Below are 18,133 nucleotides of genomic sequence, written 5' to 3'. Positions count from 1 at the left end.
TGGAACCTCCAATATCCATTAAGAAATTCTTTATGATTGATCATAACACCCTTAGCTTATCGGAACGTAACCGTCTGCTTACGATTTTCTTAAATGATTTGCGGCCAGTTAAACTCGTGTTAAGGTGGCTATGCTATGATGGGGGAAGGAGGGATATTGTGGAAAATGCAATCATACTGCTTGTTGACGACGAACAATCAATTGTCCGGATGACCGAGATGGTTCTTAGAAAAGAAGGCTTCCGGCATATATACAGCGCGAATTCGGCCCAAAAGGCGTTAGAGCTTCTTCGCAAGCATGGTGCGGATGTTGTTATACTTGACGTGATGCTGCCCGATCAATCGGGTCTGGAGCTGTGTCCCAAGATTCGAGAGATCACTTCAGCGCATATTATCTTTTTGACTGCGCGAACCTCTGACCTGGATATTTTGACGGGATTTGCCATGGGCGGGGACGATTATGTAACCAAACCGTTCAATCCCCTTGAAATTGCGGCCAGAATCAAGGCAAGGCTGCGGCGAGGGGCGCAGCTGCCGCCGATACAGGCGGAAAGCAATCATTTGCGGTACGATTTCAAAGGCTTTGTCGTCGATGAGCATGCTGCGGAATTGATCGTTGGCGGGGAAACGGTCGCTTGTCCCGCGCAGGTGTTTCAGCTGCTGCTATTCTTATGCAAGCATCCGAACATGATATTTTCCAAATTGCAGCTGTATGAAGCGGTTTGGGGATTTGACGGTATCGCTGACGATAACACTGTTATGGTACATATTCGAAGAATTCGAGAACGGATCGAATCTAACCCAAGCAATCCCGTGTATCTGGTAACCGTTCGGGGCCTCGGATATAAGCTTGTGAAGGACAGATCCTCATGAAAAGCATACGAAGAAGGCTCGCTTTGCATTTTGCTTACCAATTCATACTTTTGTTCCTGTTTGTTATGACGGTATCTACCATACTATTCTTTCTTTTGGCTCAATACCTCGGAGATGAAAATTTAAAGCGGACATTTCCTTCGGGCGCTCTGGATTCGATTGTTACAGCGTCCATCAACTTGGATGGCAAGGTGACTATTCCTTCGTCATGGAAGGAGCTATTAAAGCAGAACGAATTGTGGCTGCAAATTGTTGATAAGGAAGGCGCGGTTTTTCACTCCGAAAACACGCCGGAAGCGTTGCCTCAAGCATACAAAATGAGCGAACTGCTGCAAATTGAAGAAACGCATCGTTTCGGGTCTTACTACATCTTTACTGAAGTAAGCACTGACAACAATAATGAGGTATGTCTTTACTTGCTGGGCTATGAAGATAAGAGGGGAGAACAGCTTCGTACTTGGTTCCGCGATCATGGAGATAACGGACGCATTCGCCAGACGGATGTATCGGCTCTTGAGCAGCAGGTCATCGGCTCGAATGGGCAGCTTCAAATCATCGATTCTGATGGCCGAGTCATTCAATCGATAGGCACAGGAGTGGAATCGCAGTTTTATCGTCCGCTGAATCTTATAGAAATGAAAGCGGAGCCTGGAAGATTTGCCAATGCACTATCCTTGCACTATGACCCGGTTTCCGGCTTTACCTGGGCGTTATACCAGCCCAAAGCGGGAAAAGATTATAAGAAGCAATCGATTCTGCAAGATTTCATTAACGCCATGATTGTTATTGGCATCATCGCCATACTGCTGGCGGCCGCTTTTTCCATGTGGCACGGCTATCGGTACGGGCGTCCTTTGCTGCTTTTCATGGATTGGTTTGAGCGGATGGGACAAGGCAAATACCATGAAGCATTGGGAGAAAAGGACAAGAAAAAAGTGTTTCGCAGAAATGGCAAATTGCGTCTGAAATATCGGCTTTATAAAGAAGTTATCGATGGTTTTTACGATATGGCCAAAAAGCTGGGGTCCGCCGATCAAGAAAGCAAAAGGCTGGAAAAGACTCGTGAGGAATGGATGACGGGCATCTCTCACGATCTGAGGACGCCATTATCCACGATACAAGGGTATGGGCATATGCTGGAGAGCGGTAAATTCGATTGGACGGCTCCGGAGCTGCAAGAGATGGGCAGCATGATCCGCGAGAAAAGCTTCTATATGCTTGAGCTTATCAACGATTTCTCCCTCACGTTCCAGTTAAAAAACAAAGCGCTGACTTTTCCGATGGAAGAAATAGAGCTCAACGAATTCGTCCGCCGCGCGGTATTAAGATACGCGAACGACGCTACGCACTCGGAATCATCCTTCTTCTATGAAGGAGAAGAACCGCCGGTATATATACAAGCTAACCCCAAATGGTTTTTGCGGATGCTTGATAATTTGATTACAAATGCCATCAAACACAATCCTCCGGGTACGGCAATTACGCTCAGAACGTCGAGAGAAGGGGCCATGGCGCGGATTCAGGTGGAGGATAACGGGATCGGGATGGATGAGCAAACGAAAAACAATCTGTTCGTACGGTATTACAGGGGAACGAATACGGACGAAGATTTGGTCGGAACGGGGCTTGGGATGAGCATCGCGAGCGAAATCATTTTGGCTCACCAGGGAGAAATTGTGGTGGAAACGATAATAGGAAAGGGAACCGTCCTCACTTTGCGTTTTCCCGTATTCGGGGATAACAAGTGAATGAATAAATGCCAGTTCAGTCCTGTCATGAGGGGAACTGGCATTTTGGCATAACAGACATCGCCGCCGAAGTCTCACCAGCACACACGCCTGAATAACAACATAGCAATCAGAGATATTTTACGAGTTCAATACTCGAATATGTTTGTTCAGAATACTCTTTGTCTCCAAAAATACCATTAATCTTGTCGAAGCCGGTTTTATGCCAAAATCTTAGAGCAGACCAGTTTTTCAAAGCTACGTTGATCCTAATTTCCTTATAGTCGATTTTAGTTAACTCCGAGGACAAATGCTTGATAATTTCTAGTCCAAAGCCTTGATTCTTATACGACTCCCCAATACACATGAAAGCTATGTAGGCAATATCGCCCGCTGGAAAACCATGGTAAATAGATACCATACCAATTATAGATTTGTCTATGGATTTAGCCCTTATTGTAAGTAGTTTATAGTTTTCCTTCCTGCCATTTGGGGGCAAATCACCCTGAAAATAACATTGACTGATGTAGTTCTTATCAGGAACATTCCCATCCCATTGCTTAGTGTTGCTGCTTGATTCATAAAGTTCTTGTAACTCCTCTATTTCGGAATGTTTGGTTTCGTCGACAATAAAGCTTTCGGACTCAAAGGGTGTAGCCAATACTCCCATACGTCACTTCCTCTCGCGAACAAAATAGATATCTGTCAACCCAGCTTTCACATTCGTAACTGTTAAAAAACTCGCCTGCCGAAGTCTCACGCCACATCTGCATCACAACGGGGAAAAACCTGCAAAAGTACATCTTTTTTGCTCCTTGATGAGCTCTTCCAGGAAAATTCCTGCAAATCTGCAGTAATTTCCGCCCGGGATCGCGCTCGGACCCGTTTTGATCGGAAATTCCTGCACAATCGCAGGCTTTTCCGCCAAACCGGCCGATTTCATCGAAAAGCCTGCACTTTTGCAGGTTTTATCGGGCGGGCAGGTTTTACCAGGCACCGGGCTATCAGATAACCTCAGTAAGTATATACTCCCGACTTTAAATGATCCATTAATTTCCTGTACCAACCCTCATCTGTACAATATGGGCTTCGACGGAACGCACACGAAGATACAAAAAGAGGGCTAGCCCTACAAAGGTGGCCGCGATAGGTAGCTTGCGTCAACAAGCTTCTCCATACGTTTACGCCATCCTTAGTAAAAGCGAGCCCTACTACAGTTAAGTCCCCTTCAAGGCAACGAAGAGTGTTGTATCGTGCTTAAATTCCTTGAATGCACATCAAAGCGCAGAGATGCCTTTGATGGAAAAGCTGTATGCATAGCTGCGGTTGGCATACAATGTAAACTCCGGATGTGTCTTCGACATCCAGCTGTCATCGCCGCCAACGCCCATCTGGCGGTAGTTGACGCGCAGCGCTACCTTGCCGCTGGGAGGCAGCTTGTAGTCGTGGTCGTGCGCCTCAAGCTCGGCCGGCGTATACGGCAGCGCGTTCAGCTCGACGGCCGGAGCGCCTTCGACCCGCAGGCCGATCCCGTCGCCGCGGGTCAGTTCGGCCCAGCGGACGCCCGTTTTGTTGCCGCATTCCTGCGGACGCAAATACGGCACGTACTGCTCTTCGACCTTGCCGCTGTAAATGCCGAGACGTGCGCCTTCGGCGCGGTCCCAATAATTTTCATGCGGCCCGTTACCGTACCAGCGCAAGTTTTCAAAGCTGCTATCAAGCTGGAACATCACCCCGACTTCCGGAATTTCCGGCAAGTTCGGGCCCGGATGCAGCTCCTCGCGGATGCAAATCTCGCCATTGCCCAGAACCGTATACAACAGCTTGCAAAATGAAATCTGCGTCGTCGGCAGCGCAAACTCCGCCTCAACCTCCAGCTTATCGGGATAGGATACGATGTTCAAAGCGTACAACTTGCGGTTCTGCCCGGCTTCCCTCCAGGTCACGCTTCGCTCCGGCAGCTTGTTGCCTCTATCGTTGTCGATGCTGGCCCGCCAAAAATTGGGTGCCGGAGCCATTTTCAGCAGTTCGACCCCATTGTACATATAAGAAATCAAATCACCGGTCCGCTTGCTGAAAACCGCGCTGAAGCCGGCCCCCGAAACCGTAAAGGCAAAATCCGTCTCATCCGTTTGCAGCGGAGGATGCGCGGCGGCGGGTACGGCCTGCGTCTCGACCGGCAGGATGAACTGCTCGAACGCCACCTCGTGGCCGGCAGGCGCCCAAGCCTTCCCTGTTTTCTCCGCCAGCCGAACCGTCAGCGTATATTCTTCACCGGCCGAAGCGGCGGCAGGAAGCTTATAGGGCAGCGCCACTTCGGCGGCTTCCCCCGGCTCCACGTCCAGCGGGGCGCTTCCGTCCGCGATAGTCACGCCATTTTTCGCCACTTCCCACAGCAGCTCATAAGCGCTCAAATTCGTGAACAAATACCCGTTGGCGACGCGAATGCGGCCCTCCAGCAAATCAACCGCCTCGAACTTGGCGGACTGGTAGCATTTCTTCACTTCATGCAGCTTCGGCGTTACCCGGCGATCGGCAAAAATAAGCCCGTTCCCGCAAAAGACGCCGTCATTCGGCGTATCGCCGAAATCGCCGCCGTATGCCAAATATTCGATGCCGTCCGGCGTTTTCGTGCGGATCGCTTGGTCGATCCAGTCCCAGATGAAGCCGCCTTGCAAAATCGGATACTTCTCAAACAGATCGGTATATTTAAACAAATTGCCGTTGGAATTTCCCATCGCATGGCTGTATTCGCACAGGATGAACGGCTTTTTCGGATTCGACAGCGCGTACTCCTCGACTTTGTGCGGCAGCGTGTACATCTGGCTTTCGATGTCGGAGGCGGCGTCGGACTTGCGGCAGCGGGTGACGCCTTCATAATGAACGAGCCGGGTCGGATCTTCGGCGCGGAAAAAATCGTGCATTTTCACAAAATTGTCTCCGCCCCACGCCTCATTTCCAAGCGACCAGATGACGATGGACGTATGGTTTTTGTCCCGCTGCAGCATCGAATTGGCACGGTCCAATACGTTGGCCGTCCATTCGGGCTTGCTCGCCGGAATCGTCCAGCCCTCCTCCTCTTGAAAATTGGACCAGCTCCCGTGGGTCTCAAGATTCGTCTCGTCGATGACATACAGACCGTATTCGTCGCACAGATCGTACCAAAGCGGATGATTCGGATAATGGGAGGTGCGGACCGCATTGATGTTATGGGCTTTCATCAGCTGTATGTCGCGGACCATGTCGTCATAGCCGATAGCGCGGCCCGTATCGCAGTTGAACTCGTGGCGGTTGACGCCTTTGAACAAGATGCGCTTGCCGTTGATCTTCATCAGCCCGTCCTTCAGCTCGAACCGGCGGAACCCGATGCGGCAGCTTACCGCCTCGACGAAACGTCCGGACGCATCCTTCAGCGTAAGAACAAGCGTGTACAGGTGCGGCGTTTCGGCAGTCCACTTCAGCGGGTTATCGACCTGCGCGGAAAGCCCCACCGCCTGCTGCTTCTCCCGGTCCGGCCCCACATCAGCCTCGCCGACAACCAACACAAGCCCGCCGGCCCGATCGTACAGCGACGCCTCCAGCGTATGCCGGCCCAGCGGCTCGCCGAACGCATTCGTCACCGTCGCCGCAACTTCCAGCAGGCCGTTCCGGTATTCGCCGTCCAAATCCGCCACGGCGCTGAAATCGTACACATGCGCCTGCGGCGTGCTGTACAAATACACATCGCGGAAAATGCCGCTCATCCGCCAAAAATCCTGGTCCTCCAGCCAACTGGCGTCGCACCAGCGGTACACCTCGACGGCCAGCTTGTTTTCCCCCTCCTGCAAGTAGGGGGTCAGGTCGAACTCCGCCGGCGTAAACGAATCCTCGCTGTAACCGACCAGATCGCCGTTTACCCAAACGTAAAAAGCCGACTCCACACCCTGAAAGCTGATATAGACGGGCTGCCCTTGCCATGCTTCCGGGACCGTGAACGTCCGCGCGTAAGAGCCTACCGGATTGTACCCGGTCGGCGCAAAAGGAGGCTTGATATCTTCCTTGCCCTCCCACGGATATTTGACATTCGTATACTGCGGATAATCGTAGCCTTGCAGCTGCCAATGCGCCGGAACCTGAATGTCGTCCCAGGCGTCCGTGTCGTAATTCGCTTCGTAGAAATTGACGATACGCTTGTCCGGCGTTTCGGCAAAACTGAACTTCCAGGTGCCGTTCAGCGACACCGTATAGCCCGATGCGCCGCGGTCGCCCTTCAAAGCTTCCTCTACGGAAGCAAAAGGCATTAGCGTCGCATGCGCCGCCATCCGGTTCAATTGGAAAATTTCCGGGTTGTTGTTCCACTCGGGATAGCCGTTTTGGGGAGGGGTATACTGGAATTTTTGCGACATTTTCGCGCACCTCGCTTATTGGATATATAACTGTTTGAATTCGGACGGGGTTATGCCCGTATGTTTTTTGAACAATTCGCTGAAATGCCGCCTGTCTTCGTAACCGAGCGCTTGCGCGATCTCCTGCACCTGCTTGCCTTCAACCAGCATCGTTTTCGCCTGTTCCATCCGCTCCGTCGTGACGAACTGGACTACGGTCATGCCCGTCACCTTTTTAAACAGATTGGCAAAATAACTGCCGCTCAAATAAACCAGCTTGGCATAATCGTTGACGGTCATGTCGGAGGCCAAATTTTGCCGAATGTGAGCGATGACTTGCTCCACGACTCTGTTCACATCTTCCGCATGCCGTTTCTGAATGAGCTCGCATCCCGCTTTGCACATTTCCTTGATGTTTTCCTGGAGCTCTTTGAGCTTGAACGACGTAAGATTGTTGATGTAAAGCAAATGACGATCGATGCGCTCCTTCTCTTCGCGGGTCAGCTTTTCCGAGAACACGCGGCTGATGAGAAAGGCCAATTCGTCGCACATGCCCTTGACCATGCCGGGAGCCGGAGGTACGGATGCGGAGACGGTTTCCTCGAACAGTTCGTCCACAATGGCGGACGCTTTGTGCAAATTCCCCGAGCGCAGGCAGTAAAAAAGCTCCTTCTCTTTTTCCGGAGAATAGCGCGGCGCGGCCTGATGGACAGGATTCATATTCCGGTAACTGTACACGGTATTGCCGCCGGTATAAAAATTATACGAAAGGGCTGTAAGCGCCTGGGCGTTGGAGTAAGAAATCTGGTGTATCGCCTGCACTTCTTCCCCGAGTCCCAGAGATACCGTGTATTTGGAATTTTTCTCGACATTTTCGCGGCATTTCTCCGCCATCGCTTCCGCGCTCAAGCCGGCCGGAGGATTGAAGATGGCCACAAACCGGTTCGTATTATCGCGAAAAACAAACCCTTTTGTATACTGCTGCAAGCTTTCCTCCACAATATTATGAACGGTAAAGCGGATAAGTTCAACTTCCTGCACGGGCAGCGTCTCCGTCTGTTCGGCAAACTGGTCGATTTCCGCCAGCATGACGACAAAGCGCTCCCGCTCCAGCCCGATATTCAAAAAATCCCAGCGTTTGGCCGCTTGTTCAGGGGTCGTTTTGAACTGCAGCAGCAGTTGAAAATATTCCTGCCGCAAATACGGCAAGCTTTCGCGCAGCTTGCGTTCCATTTCGCGGTAACGCTGCATGCGGTCCAGTTCCTCTTCGATCGATGTTTTCGCCTTCAAGACGACTCCGGTAATGTTTTGCGGCGTAAACGGCTTTACAATATAATCGAAGGCGCCGAGCTGGACGGCCTGCTGCGCATATTCAAAATCGGTATAGGCGCTTAGAAAAACGATTTTCGTGTGCGGCAGCATCTCCAGCACCTGCCTCGTCATTTCAAGCCCGTCCATTCTGGGCATGCGGATATCGGTCAAAACGATGTGAGGCTCGGTTTCGCGAATAAGCTCGATGCCCTGCTCGCCGTTGCTCGCCGTCCCAACAATGCGAATGCCGTAAGTTTTCCAATCGATATGGTTCGCGATGCCCTGCACTACGGTTTTTATATCGTCGATTACGCACATTTTAAGCTCGGTCGCCACTGCTCATCACCCGCTTGCCCAAGGTATTGTTATTGTTACGGAAGTCGATACGTAAGGTTCGCTGCTCAATCTGATTTCGGCTTCGCTGCCGTAATACAGCCGCAGCCGCCCGTAAACATTGCGAAGCGCGTAGCTTTTTTTCGACGGCTGATCCATCCGCATGTCGGCATCGACTTGCTGAATGTTCATGCCTGCGCCGTTATCCTCGACGCGGAGCCGCAGACTGTCGTTCCATCGAAACGCGGAAATCCGGATCTTGCCCATCCCCTCCATTTCCTGAAAGCCGTGGAGAATGGAGTTTTCCACCAAAGGCTGCAGCAATATTTTCAGAACCGGCCTGTTCAGCAGCGTTTCGTCCTCTACCTCGATCGTATATTCGAACAGATCCTCGTAGCATTTTTGCTGAAGATTCAAGTAATGCCTGACGTGATCGATTTCCTGAGCCAGCGTCAGCATGTCGTTCCCGCCGTTCAGCCCAAGCTGGAACAGCAGCGACAGCGAGGCGATCATCGCCGAAACGTCCCGGTTCTGAGAAGTTTCCGATTTCCAAAGAATCGTGTTTAACGTGTTGTACAAAAAATGAGGGTCAATCTGCGCTTGGAGCGCTTTGACTTCCATTTTCCGCTTCTCGTACTCGGCGGCCTTGACATCCTCAATGAGCGAGGAAATCTCCTCCAGCATCCGGTTGAACTTCATTCCTACCTGCGCGACCTCATCCTCGTATTTGCTGGCAAACCGCACGTCGAGATTGTTTTGCTCGACCTTTTTCATGAGCCCCTGCAGTTTGTGCAGCGGCTTCAGCAGAAAGCCTGACAAAACATTGGACAGCACAATGGCCAACACCGCGCAGCATAGCATGATCCAAAACGTCGTCGTTTTAATGCGGTTCACTTGCGTAAGCAGCTCGGATTGCGTCTGCACGCTGACCATCGTCCAGCCAGGCGCCATCGTCAGACGCGAATAATTGATCAAATATTGCTCGCCCTGGACATTGTATTTGAAAAATCCCCGCTCCTGCCGGCCTTGCACCTGCTTCAAAAAAGCCGGATCATGCTCAAACTGTGACGTTCGGCTGCTGATCGGGAGCACGCTGTCGCCGTTTTGGGACAACAGGAAGTAGTCGCTGGCATGGTCGAGCAGGTCATCGGTGACGACACCCCGGATTGCATCTTCCTTGACGTTCACGACGACATACACATCGTGTACGACAGCATCCGTGACTGGCTTCATAATCAAGGAAATCACTCTCTGCTTTCCCGAAAATAAAGGATCTTCATGATCCTCCACCCATACGACGCGGTCCGTACTGTCCAAATAGCGCGCAAAAATCGTATCCTTGAAACGGACCCGGCTGTTGCGAAGGTCGTTTGTGGCAAACAGTTCGCCGACCGGCGTATAGATTAAAGTCGATTGAATCGACGGCTCGATCAGCTTCATTTGCCCGAGCGGAGTTTGCAGGGAAGACAGCCGCGTATAATAAGAAGCCGAATTATTCGTGTATACGTCTTCCATCGTGTTCTTGAACGGATCGCTGAGCATCATGGACGAGGCCGTCACGACGATGTGCCGCAGCTTTTCGTCAAGCACGCGCACGGACTTGTTCAGCGTATTCTGGCTGGATATGAACGCCTCCTGCTCTGTCGAGCGAAAAGCGATCCAATAGGACATCATTCCCGTCAGCGCGATCGAGAGAACTGTCAACAGCAAAACCGAAATCCACAACCGCCGGCGGAGCGACAGCCGATAAAACCATGTTTTCAATCTGCCGGCCCCCTTCTTTGTATCCGGTATATGAACCGCGAATCAGACGCCGTGGCGGTAAAAGCGAAGAGACGCGCTGCTTTCGGCTGCGCGCCCCTTGCCCTATTATGCTGTCTTACTTTGCGAGGCTTCCCTGCAGCTTGCTTGGATCGAAGCTCGGGTCCGCTTTTGTCTTCGTTTCCCCTGCGGTCCGCGCTTTCTCAAGCCCCGCATTGTAGCGGGCGGTCAAATCGCTCAATATTTTGTCCAAGTCTCCGCCTTCAAGCATATATTTGATGATGGCATTTCCCGTTTTGATGCCTTCGACCTTCGTTTCCGTCACACCGGCCGGCGAAGGCGCGTACAGCGCGTCGTATTTGGTCGGCAAGAAGCCTTCGATGCCCGGCATGGTCGGCTTTTTCGCAGCAGCGTTCACGTCAGGCACGATGGAGATGCCGAGGCCTTTTTCGTGATAATCTTTTTGGAAGTCCAGACTGTAGATGTACTCCAGGAATTTCCAAGCCTTTTCTTTATTCGGCGTGTTTTTGCCGATCCCGATATAGTTGCCCGCGTTCAGAGCGATGGCTCCCGTCCGGCTTCCGTCGATCGTAGGCGGAAGCGCGGCGCTCCACTTAATTTTCGTCGGGAATTGGCTTTGGTATACGGCAGGCTCGCCGGAATGGTTAAAATACATGCCAATCTTTCCGGCAGCGAACTGCGCGCGCAGCGGATCGATATCGAGCGATTCGACGCCGGGCAGCATGCTGCCGTCCTGCTTCATTTGACGAAGCGCCTCGACAATTGGCTTGTACGCCGTAAAATCGAACTGGCCCGTTTTGTAATTGTAGCCGTCCACTTCGGAAGTTCCGCTGAGCGAACCGACCGGATTGGCGATCCGGCTGAAGGCCGAGCTGGGGTTCTTGAAGTTTTCCGCAAAGCCGTAAGCACCGATATCTTTGCCCGCTTCCGTAATCTTCTTGGCATCCTCGACCAATTCCTTGAGCGTTTTGGGCGGTTCTTGGATGCCGGCTTTTTGGAACAAATCGACGTTATAGATCAATCTCCAATATTGTCCCGTATTCGGGAGCGAGTAAATTTTGCCGTCCATCATATTGGCTTCTTCCACCATCAGATTACTGTAGCGCTTTTTCATATCGTCAGTCAACATGTCATTGAGCGGCAGCAGGTAGCCTTTTTTCACAAAGCCGGAAAAATCGTTCGTCTTGAAAATGTCGGGGGCCTGGTTGCTCGCAAAAGCGATATCGATCGATTGGTTGAAGTTGTCGGCCAGCACCGTCATTTCAATTTCAATATTGTCCTTGTTCGTTTCATTGAACTTCTTGATAACTTCTTTCATATAGTCGGCATCATGGCGGTCAACGGTCCAGTATGAGAGCTTCGTCTTCGCTCCTCCGGCCGCAGGGCTTGAGCCCGCGCTTGTACCGGCACTAGAGCCATTGTCGGCTGCTCCGCCGCAAGCGGAAAGCCCCGCAGCCATGGTTACGCTGAGCAGCATGGTCATTACCATCTTTTTCTTCATGTCGATAAACCCTCCCGTATTGTTAGCTTACTTCAAAAGCGATGCGAGGCAATCATTGTAACTGCTTTCATAATAACTTCTAGTCCCGGGAAACCGTGAAGGATAAAGCAACTTTCCAGGTGGGGCAAAACCACTCTTCTGCGGTCTATCCTTTTACGCTGCCCGCCGTGACTTGCACGAACGATTTGTTCGCCAGCGCGTACACGACCAGAATCGGCAGGAAGGACAGGCACGCGCCGGCCATCATGAGCTGGACCTCCGCCGCGGCGCCGATGCCGTAGCGCAAATTGGCCAGACCGACCGTCAGCGTCTGCAGCTTCGGGTTCGTCATCGTGAATACAAGCGGCAAAATGTATTCGTTCCACGCGCCGCGAAACGTGAACAGTCCGGTCACGCCGAGGGCCGGGCGCAGCAGGGGAAGCACGATTTTCCAATAAACCGTATAGAAATTGCAGCCGTCGATATAGGCCGCTTCGTCCAAATCCCTGGGAATCGCTTTAAAAAAGCCGATAAGCATAAAATACGCTGCGGCATGCGCGCTGATCAAAATAATGATGACGCCCCACAGCGATTTGTTCAAACCCAGCTTGACCATCAAGTTGAATTGGGGCATCAGCACAACCGCGCCGATTGAAATAAACATCGTACTGGCCTGCAAGCCTACGTACAATTTTTTGCCGGGGAAATTCGTCCGGTCAACGGCATAAGCCGACATCGTCGCGACGAGCAGCGTTCCGACCGTCACTACGATGCTGAGAAACAGACTGTTCCACGTAAACCGCGCAAAATTCGCCTGCTCCCAAGCCGTGGCATAGTTGGAAAATTTCCAGACCGAAGGCAGCAGCGTCGCTCCCGTCGTCAGTTCCGCATTCGTTTTGAACGACCCCAGAATAGCCATAACGATAGGAAACAGCGTGAAAAAGGCTACAGCCAGCAAAAATATCCATATTATAATTTGGCCAATGAAATAGCCGCCTTTGAAACCGCCTGACTTCAGACTAGTATCCATCATGCACCCTCCCTTTATTTAATCCTGATTCAGACGTCTGGACATATAGAAATATACAATGGTCACAAGTCCGACAATCAAAGCAGTCACGAACCCGACCGCACTGCCGTAGCCGATTTCCTGCACAGTCGGACTAAGCGCCGAGACCGGGAAAAACAATTTGTACACGTACAGGTACATGACATCGGTTTTGCCGAACGGGCCTCCCTCGGTCAAGACCATGATGCTTTCGTAGCCTTTCAGCGCAGTAATGATGGCCAGCATCACGATCATTTGCAAAACAGGGCCAAGCATCGGAATCGTAATGCTCCAAAATTTTTGGAACGCATTCGCTCCGTCAATCGACGCACTCTCGTACAGATCGTCGGGAATGCCTTGCAGTCCGGCGATAAACAGCAGCATATAGTTGCCGATCGCGCCCCAGATCGCCGTGATGATCACGGTCAGCATCGCATAATTCGGCCCCAGCCAATCGATCGCTTTGGAAATCAAGCCGTATTTCAGCAAAAATTGATTCAACAACCCGTTATACGAATTGAAAATCGTAAAAAATACGATAGCCATAACCGACGTGCTGATAATGGTCGGCATAAAATAAATAGCCCGCAGCAATGATTTGCCTTTAAGCCCGCGGTTCAAGATAACCGCAAGGATGAGCGACAGCGGCAGGACGATGATGAGCTTCCCGCCCGCATAAATGAGCGTGTTGTACACGGAATGCCAGTACTCCCCGTCGCGCATCAGCCTCGCAAAGTTATCGAGCCCGATAAACTTCTCCTGTCCGTATCCCTGATAGCTGTAGAACATATAACGAAACGCCCACACAAGCGGATATATCCCTAACGCCAGTGTTAAAAACAAGCTGGGGAAAATAAACACATACGAATTGAACAGAGAAAACCTTTTGCGCATAGTATATCTCCTTCTTGAGGTTATTGTATTTCAAGCATAGTACAAACGCGTGAAAATGCGGGAGCGGCTATTCAACTGAGTCCGTATGACAAATCAACTGTGTTGCGGAAACGCGTCCCCAACGTTGAAAAAAAAGGCCAACCAGAAAATTCTGGTTGACCTGATAACCGGGCGGCGCTGATGCGGAGTCGCCCGCTGCAGCGAGAGACCGGCGAATCACGCTTGGGCTCGGGCGGAGCCGGCGAATCGCTTCCGGGCCCGGGCGGAGCCGGCGATTCCGCTCCAGGGATCGGGCGGAGCCAGCGAAACTGCAAAGGTGCCGGGCGTAAAAACTGCGCCGCCGGGCGCAGCCGCACTTTCCCGACCGCACCACTTCCGGTGCGGGTTGCGACTTTGTGCAACGGGCGGTCATGAAGCGGATTGGCGGACCTGGTCAGGGGAAAGCCTGCGAAAAGAGGTTTTTTCAAATACCTGCAATAGTGCAGGCTTTTTCCGTGAAGGTGGCCCGTTTTGGCGAAAAACCTGCGAAAGTGCAGGAATTTTCGTTGAAAATGAATCTGAGCCGATGCTCGTGCCGAAAAGCCTGCACATTCGCAGGAATTTCCCGCAGCACGCGTCTTAGCAGGCAAAAACCTGCACTTTTGCAGGTTTTCAGCGTGTGGCCATGCCAGATTGTGAGGTGACTACCACCTCTGACACGAGGTTTTTTCAAAAACCTGCAAATGTGCAGGCTTTTTCCGCGGAAGCGGCCCGTTTTGGCGAAAAACCTGCGAAAGTGCAGGGATTTTCGATGAAAACGGATCCGAGCCGATGCTCGTGCCGAAAAGCCTGCACATTTGCAGGAATTTCCCGCAGCACGCATCTTAGCAGGCAAAAACCTGCACTTTTGCATGTTTTCTGCGCACAACCAGGCGGTTATTGCTAGCGGCTCCGGCGTGCGGGATTCTGGGCAGCCTGACTTTTGCATGTTTTCTGCGCATTCCCGGCGCTGCCTTAGCGAGCAAGTTTTTCGACGGCCTCTTTTGCATCGGTGCTATTGCCGCCCGCGGCCGATTTCAGCACTTCGAACGATCGTTCGAAGTGCGACTCGACTCGTTTGTCTTTGCCCGTCCCCGACAATTAATGAAAATGAACGATGAACGTTCTGATCTCGTAAGGCTTCGTTTGAACTTCGATGAATGATTCGTACTGCCGCTCTCCGAGAGGCCGTTCGAGCAAATCGCACTCCTGCCAAGACATGATCCGGGCGTCGCTGGAAATGCCCACGGTCCCGCTGATGCCGGCGAACTCGTGAATTCTTACAATGACCGCAGCCTCGTCCTCGGCTTTTTTGACTGCGTCGATCATTACATGATCGCAGGAAATCCGGAACAAGCCGAACGAATCAGCGGCAGGCTTGCCGGGTGCGAACGTCAGCGGATTGTTAAGCGACCACGCGGACGGCACCGTTCCCCCGTCGTACCAGTCTCCGGCGTGCGGGTACAGCGAATACGTAAATTCGTGCGCTCCTTGGTCGGCCGTCGGGTCAGGAACCATCGCGGACTTGATCAAGGTGAGCCGCATTACGTTATCTTTAATGTCATAGCCATATTTGCAATCGTTCAGCAGGCTGACGCCGTAGCCGCGCTCAGACAAATCGGCCCACTGATGGCCGACCGATTCAAATCGGGCGTAGTCCCAGCTCGTATTCCAGTGCGTCGGGCGCTTCACGTTGCCGAATTGGATGTCGTAGGTCGCTTCCGTCGCCCGGATTTGCAAAGGAAACGCCACTTTTAACAGCTTGCGGCGCTCGTTCCAATCGACATGCGTCTGAAAATCGATTCTGCGGCTGTGCGCATAAAGCACCATATCCTGCACGACGGTAGAGTCCATATATGTCCACTCCATACGGACAACCGCAGCCAACGGCCCGATGTCCGTCACTTCGATGCGGGTCAGGCGCTCTACCTCTTGCTTTTTCTCCGTATAAAAAATGTCGATGTCCCACGCCTCGTGCCGGCCTTTCGGCTTATCCTCGAACACTTCGAAGCGGTTGCCCGATTGGCCTTCGGCAAGTATCTCCCGACGCTCTATCCGATCGTAGAGGCGGACAATTTGACCGGCGGCACTCCACTCGATTTCATAAAACGGCGTCTCTATTCCTTGCGCCGTCGCCTTAAATTTCACCGGCACCGCCGCAGACTGACCGCCTAGCTCCCCGCTGCGGATTACCGCGTATCCCATCGGGGAAACGCGTTCCACCTTGACCCACCAGCTTCCGCCTACAAGCTGAGCCTCCAGCGGGCTTCCGGCAGCATCGAACCACTGTGCGTCCGCTTCTTCCCGGGGAATGCGCACGATATCCGTCCGCTCCCACGGAGCGCCGTTGAACACCGTCACTTCGCGCCCGCTCCCCCTGCCTTCCGTCATCCGGGAAACGGATTGCCGCCACACTTGCTCGCCGATGGCCAGCGCCTCATCGTACTCGATTCTACTGTCCTCGTACACCTCGCGAATCGACGAGCCCGGGATAATATCGTGGAACTGGTTGCGCAAAATAATTTTCCAGCCTTCATGCAGGGCCAGGGACGCTTCTTTTTCCGCCGCGAGATCCGGGGCCTGCACAATGCCGCTCAGCGCCTGAACCCACTCCGTTTCCCGGTACAGCAGCTCCAGCTTGCGGTTCATCCGCTTGTTATGCGCCTGACTCGTATACGTGCCGCGGTGCAGTTCCAAATACAGCTCGCCGTCCCATGTATGCACATACGAATCGGCGCTGTCGACACGCTGCTGCAGTTCGTCAAAATACTCGTCGGCGCGCCCCGTCTTCACCCAAGGAATGCCCGGAATAGCGTCCAGCCTGCGCCGCATCTCCAGCATCTCGCGGTTGACGCCCCCTCCGCCGTCGCCGAACCCGTATGCGAGCAGCAGCGACGAATTCAGCGTCTTGTCGCGGTAGCCTTCCCAAATCCCCTGCACCGAAGTCGGCGTCACTTTTCCGTTGTACGTGTAATAAAAAGCGCCTTCGCTCGTACCCGGGTCCGGCGTCGTAATAAAATGAGTCAGCACTTCCGTCCCGTCAATCCCCCGCCACTTAAACGTGTCGTGAGGCATCCGGTTGTACTGGTTCCAGCTGATTTTCGTCGTCATGAACGACTCGATGCCTGCTTTGCGCAAAATTTGCGGCAGCGCCCAACTGTAGCCGAACACGTCCGGCAGCCACAAATATTTGCACTCAACGCCGAATTCCTCGCGGAAAAACCGCGTCCCGTACAGCAGCTGCCGCACCAACGATTCCCCGGACGCCAGATTGCAATCCGCCTCCAGCCACATCGCGCCCCCGGCTTCCCAGCGGCCTTCCCGGACGCGTTCCTTGATGCGCTCATAGATTTGCGGGTAATCCGATTTGATATATGCATACAACTGCGGTTGTGTTTGCAAAAAGACATACTCCGGATACTGCTCCATCAAACGCAGCACCGTAGAAAACGATCTCGCCGCCTTCTCCCGCGTATGCTTCAACTGCCACAGCCAGGCGACGTCAATATGCGTGTGGCCGATACACCGAACCACGACCGAGTGCAGCTTGGGCGCAGCCGCTAACGCCTGCCGAAGCTGTTCCCGCGCACTTGCAACTGAGCCGTAAAAACCGTCGCTCCCCGGCCTCGACCAGTCCAGCATCAGGAAGGCCTGATCCAGCATATGCAGCAGCTCATGCCGTTCCGGGCGCTTCTCGTCCAGAATCCGCACCGTTTCAAGCAAGGCTTTGGCCGTGTAAAACAAATCGTCCGCGGCTTCATCCAGCCAGCAGACGGCGGCCAGCTCCAACCGGCTTTCCATGATGCGATAGCTTTGATATCCCCCAAGCCCGGACCATAGGCGGAAGCGAAGCTGCACCGTAGCGCCGATCGCCTCATCCGGCATAAACACCTCTTCGTGATTGGAGTCAACGCCCTGATACGGCTCTCCATTCAGAAACAGAAGCGATTCGAACCCGCTGTTCGTTCCTTCCCCGGTATGTCCGAGCCGAAACCGGCCGAGCACTTTTCTCCCTTTCCACTCTTCCGGAATGAACACGTCGGCGGCAAGCCAGTAGTACACATCGCGGCCCGTCCAGCGATCTCCCAAACGTATCTCCTGCCATTCGCCATCTTCCCGCGGATACGCCCCGATCTTGCCCTCAGCATCGAGTTTGATGCGAAATGTATCGATATGCCGTTCATCGCGATAGCGGTACGGCTCCAAATCATTGATGCGCGCATGCAATTTCTCCACAGTCCAGAACATCAACATTTCTCCTTCACTATGCAAATATTCCCCTGCAAAGGGTGCGATATGTCCAT

The 18,133-nt window shown here is 52.7% G+C and carries 11 protein-coding genes; 2 read left to right on the top strand and 9 right to left on the bottom strand.

Features of this window, described 5'->3' with window-relative positions; translation table 11 throughout:
• Positions 1–158 precede the first annotated feature (158 nt).
• Together AC6RNO_RS07780 and AC6RNO_RS07775 are read left to right on the top strand one after the other, a co-directional pair.
• Entirely contained in the window at positions 159–872 is a 714-nt protein-coding gene (locus tag AC6RNO_RS07780) for a response regulator (protein ID WP_497105121.1), read from the top strand.
• The gene (locus AC6RNO_RS07775; RefSeq protein WP_497105120.1) at positions 869–2,620 is read left to right on the top strand and encodes an ATP-binding protein; all 1,752 of its coding nucleotides are present in this window, start codon (positions 869–871) and stop codon (positions 2,618–2,620) included. The genes AC6RNO_RS07780 and AC6RNO_RS07775 overlap by 4 nt, the downstream gene beginning before the upstream one ends.
• Before the next feature lie 109 nt (positions 2,621–2,729).
• Here the strand turns inward: AC6RNO_RS07775 and AC6RNO_RS07770 are convergent, their stop codons facing one another.
• The 9 genes from AC6RNO_RS07770 to AC6RNO_RS07730 all read right to left on the bottom strand — a co-directional run bounded on the left by AC6RNO_RS07770 (position 2,730) and on the right by AC6RNO_RS07730 (position 18,077).
• Entirely contained in the window at positions 2,730–3,269 is a 540-nt protein-coding gene (locus tag AC6RNO_RS07770; protein WP_474682589.1) for a GNAT family N-acetyltransferase, read from the bottom strand.
• Positions 3,270–3,371: 102 nt separating this feature from the next.
• Positions 3,372–3,665 carry a hypothetical protein gene (locus AC6RNO_RS07765; RefSeq protein WP_497105119.1) on the bottom strand — a complete coding sequence of 98 codons (294 nt, stop codon included), beginning with the start codon at positions 3,663–3,665 and terminating at the stop codon, positions 3,372–3,374.
• A 211-nt stretch (positions 3,666–3,876) separates the two neighbouring features.
• Positions 3,877–6,984, bottom strand: coding sequence for a beta-galactosidase, LacZ type (gene lacZ, locus AC6RNO_RS07760; protein ID WP_497105118.1), 3,108 nt, complete (start codon positions 6,982–6,984; stop codon positions 3,877–3,879).
• Positions 6,985–6,999: 15 nt separating this feature from the next.
• Positions 7,000–8,610 carry a response regulator gene (locus tag AC6RNO_RS07755; RefSeq protein WP_474682591.1) on the bottom strand — a complete coding sequence of 537 codons (1,611 nt, stop codon included), beginning with the start codon at positions 8,608–8,610 and terminating at the stop codon, positions 7,000–7,002.
• 6 nt (positions 8,611–8,616) lie between these two features.
• Positions 8,617–10,371: a histidine kinase gene (locus AC6RNO_RS07750; RefSeq protein WP_497105117.1), complete on the bottom strand. Its 1,755-nt coding sequence runs from the start codon at positions 10,369–10,371 to the stop codon at positions 8,617–8,619.
• 115 nt (positions 10,372–10,486) lie between these two features.
• Positions 10,487–11,890: an ABC transporter substrate-binding protein gene (locus AC6RNO_RS07745; RefSeq protein ID WP_474682593.1), complete on the bottom strand. Its 1,404-nt coding sequence runs from the start codon at positions 11,888–11,890 to the stop codon at positions 10,487–10,489.
• Positions 11,891–12,035: 145 nt separating this feature from the next.
• Complete coding sequence (locus tag AC6RNO_RS07740) at positions 12,036–12,902, bottom strand: carbohydrate ABC transporter permease (RefSeq protein ID WP_474682594.1); 867 nt, start codon at positions 12,900–12,902, stop codon at positions 12,036–12,038.
• 15 nt (positions 12,903–12,917) lie between these two features.
• Positions 12,918–13,811 (bottom strand): carbohydrate ABC transporter permease, encoded by an 894-nt coding sequence (locus tag AC6RNO_RS07735; RefSeq protein WP_474682595.1) that lies wholly within the window; start codon positions 13,809–13,811, stop codon positions 12,918–12,920.
• Between the two features lie 1,119 nt (positions 13,812–14,930).
• Positions 14,931–18,077 carry a glycoside hydrolase family 38 N-terminal domain-containing protein gene (locus AC6RNO_RS07730; protein WP_497105116.1) on the bottom strand — a complete coding sequence of 1,049 codons (3,147 nt, stop codon included), beginning with the start codon at positions 18,075–18,077 and terminating at the stop codon, positions 14,931–14,933.
• Between the last annotated feature and the right edge of the window lie 56 nt (positions 18,078–18,133).

The organism is Paenibacillus sp. sgz302190 (assembly GCF_059820445.1).
The sequence above is the reverse complement of the archived record's forward strand: the minus strand, read 5'-3'. Positions and strand labels throughout refer to the sequence as shown.

Bases quoted from the DNA above. Each gene is read 5' to 3' on its own strand.
- AC6RNO_RS07735 (WP_474682595.1), bottom strand. From the start codon at position 13,811: ATGCGCAAAAGGTTTTCTCTGTTCAATTCGTATGTGTTTATTTTCCCC.
- AC6RNO_RS07730 (WP_497105116.1), bottom strand. From the start codon at position 18,077: ATGTTCTGGACTGTGGAGAAATTGCATGCGCGCATCAATGATTTGGAG.
- AC6RNO_RS07745 (WP_474682593.1), bottom strand. From the start codon at position 11,890: ATGAAGAAAAAGATGGTAATGACCATGCTGCTCAGCGTAACCATGGCT.
- AC6RNO_RS07775 (WP_497105120.1), top strand. From the start codon at position 869: ATGAAAAGCATACGAAGAAGGCTCGCTTTGCATTTTGCTTACCAATTC.
- AC6RNO_RS07740 (WP_474682594.1), bottom strand. From the start codon at position 12,902: ATGATGGATACTAGTCTGAAGTCAGGCGGTTTCAAAGGCGGCTATTTC.
- lacZ (WP_497105118.1), bottom strand. From the start codon at position 6,984: ATGTCGCAAAAATTCCAGTATACCCCTCCCCAAAACGGCTATCCCGAG.
- AC6RNO_RS07770 (WP_474682589.1), bottom strand. From the start codon at position 3,269: ATGGGAGTATTGGCTACACCCTTTGAGTCCGAAAGCTTTATTGTCGAC.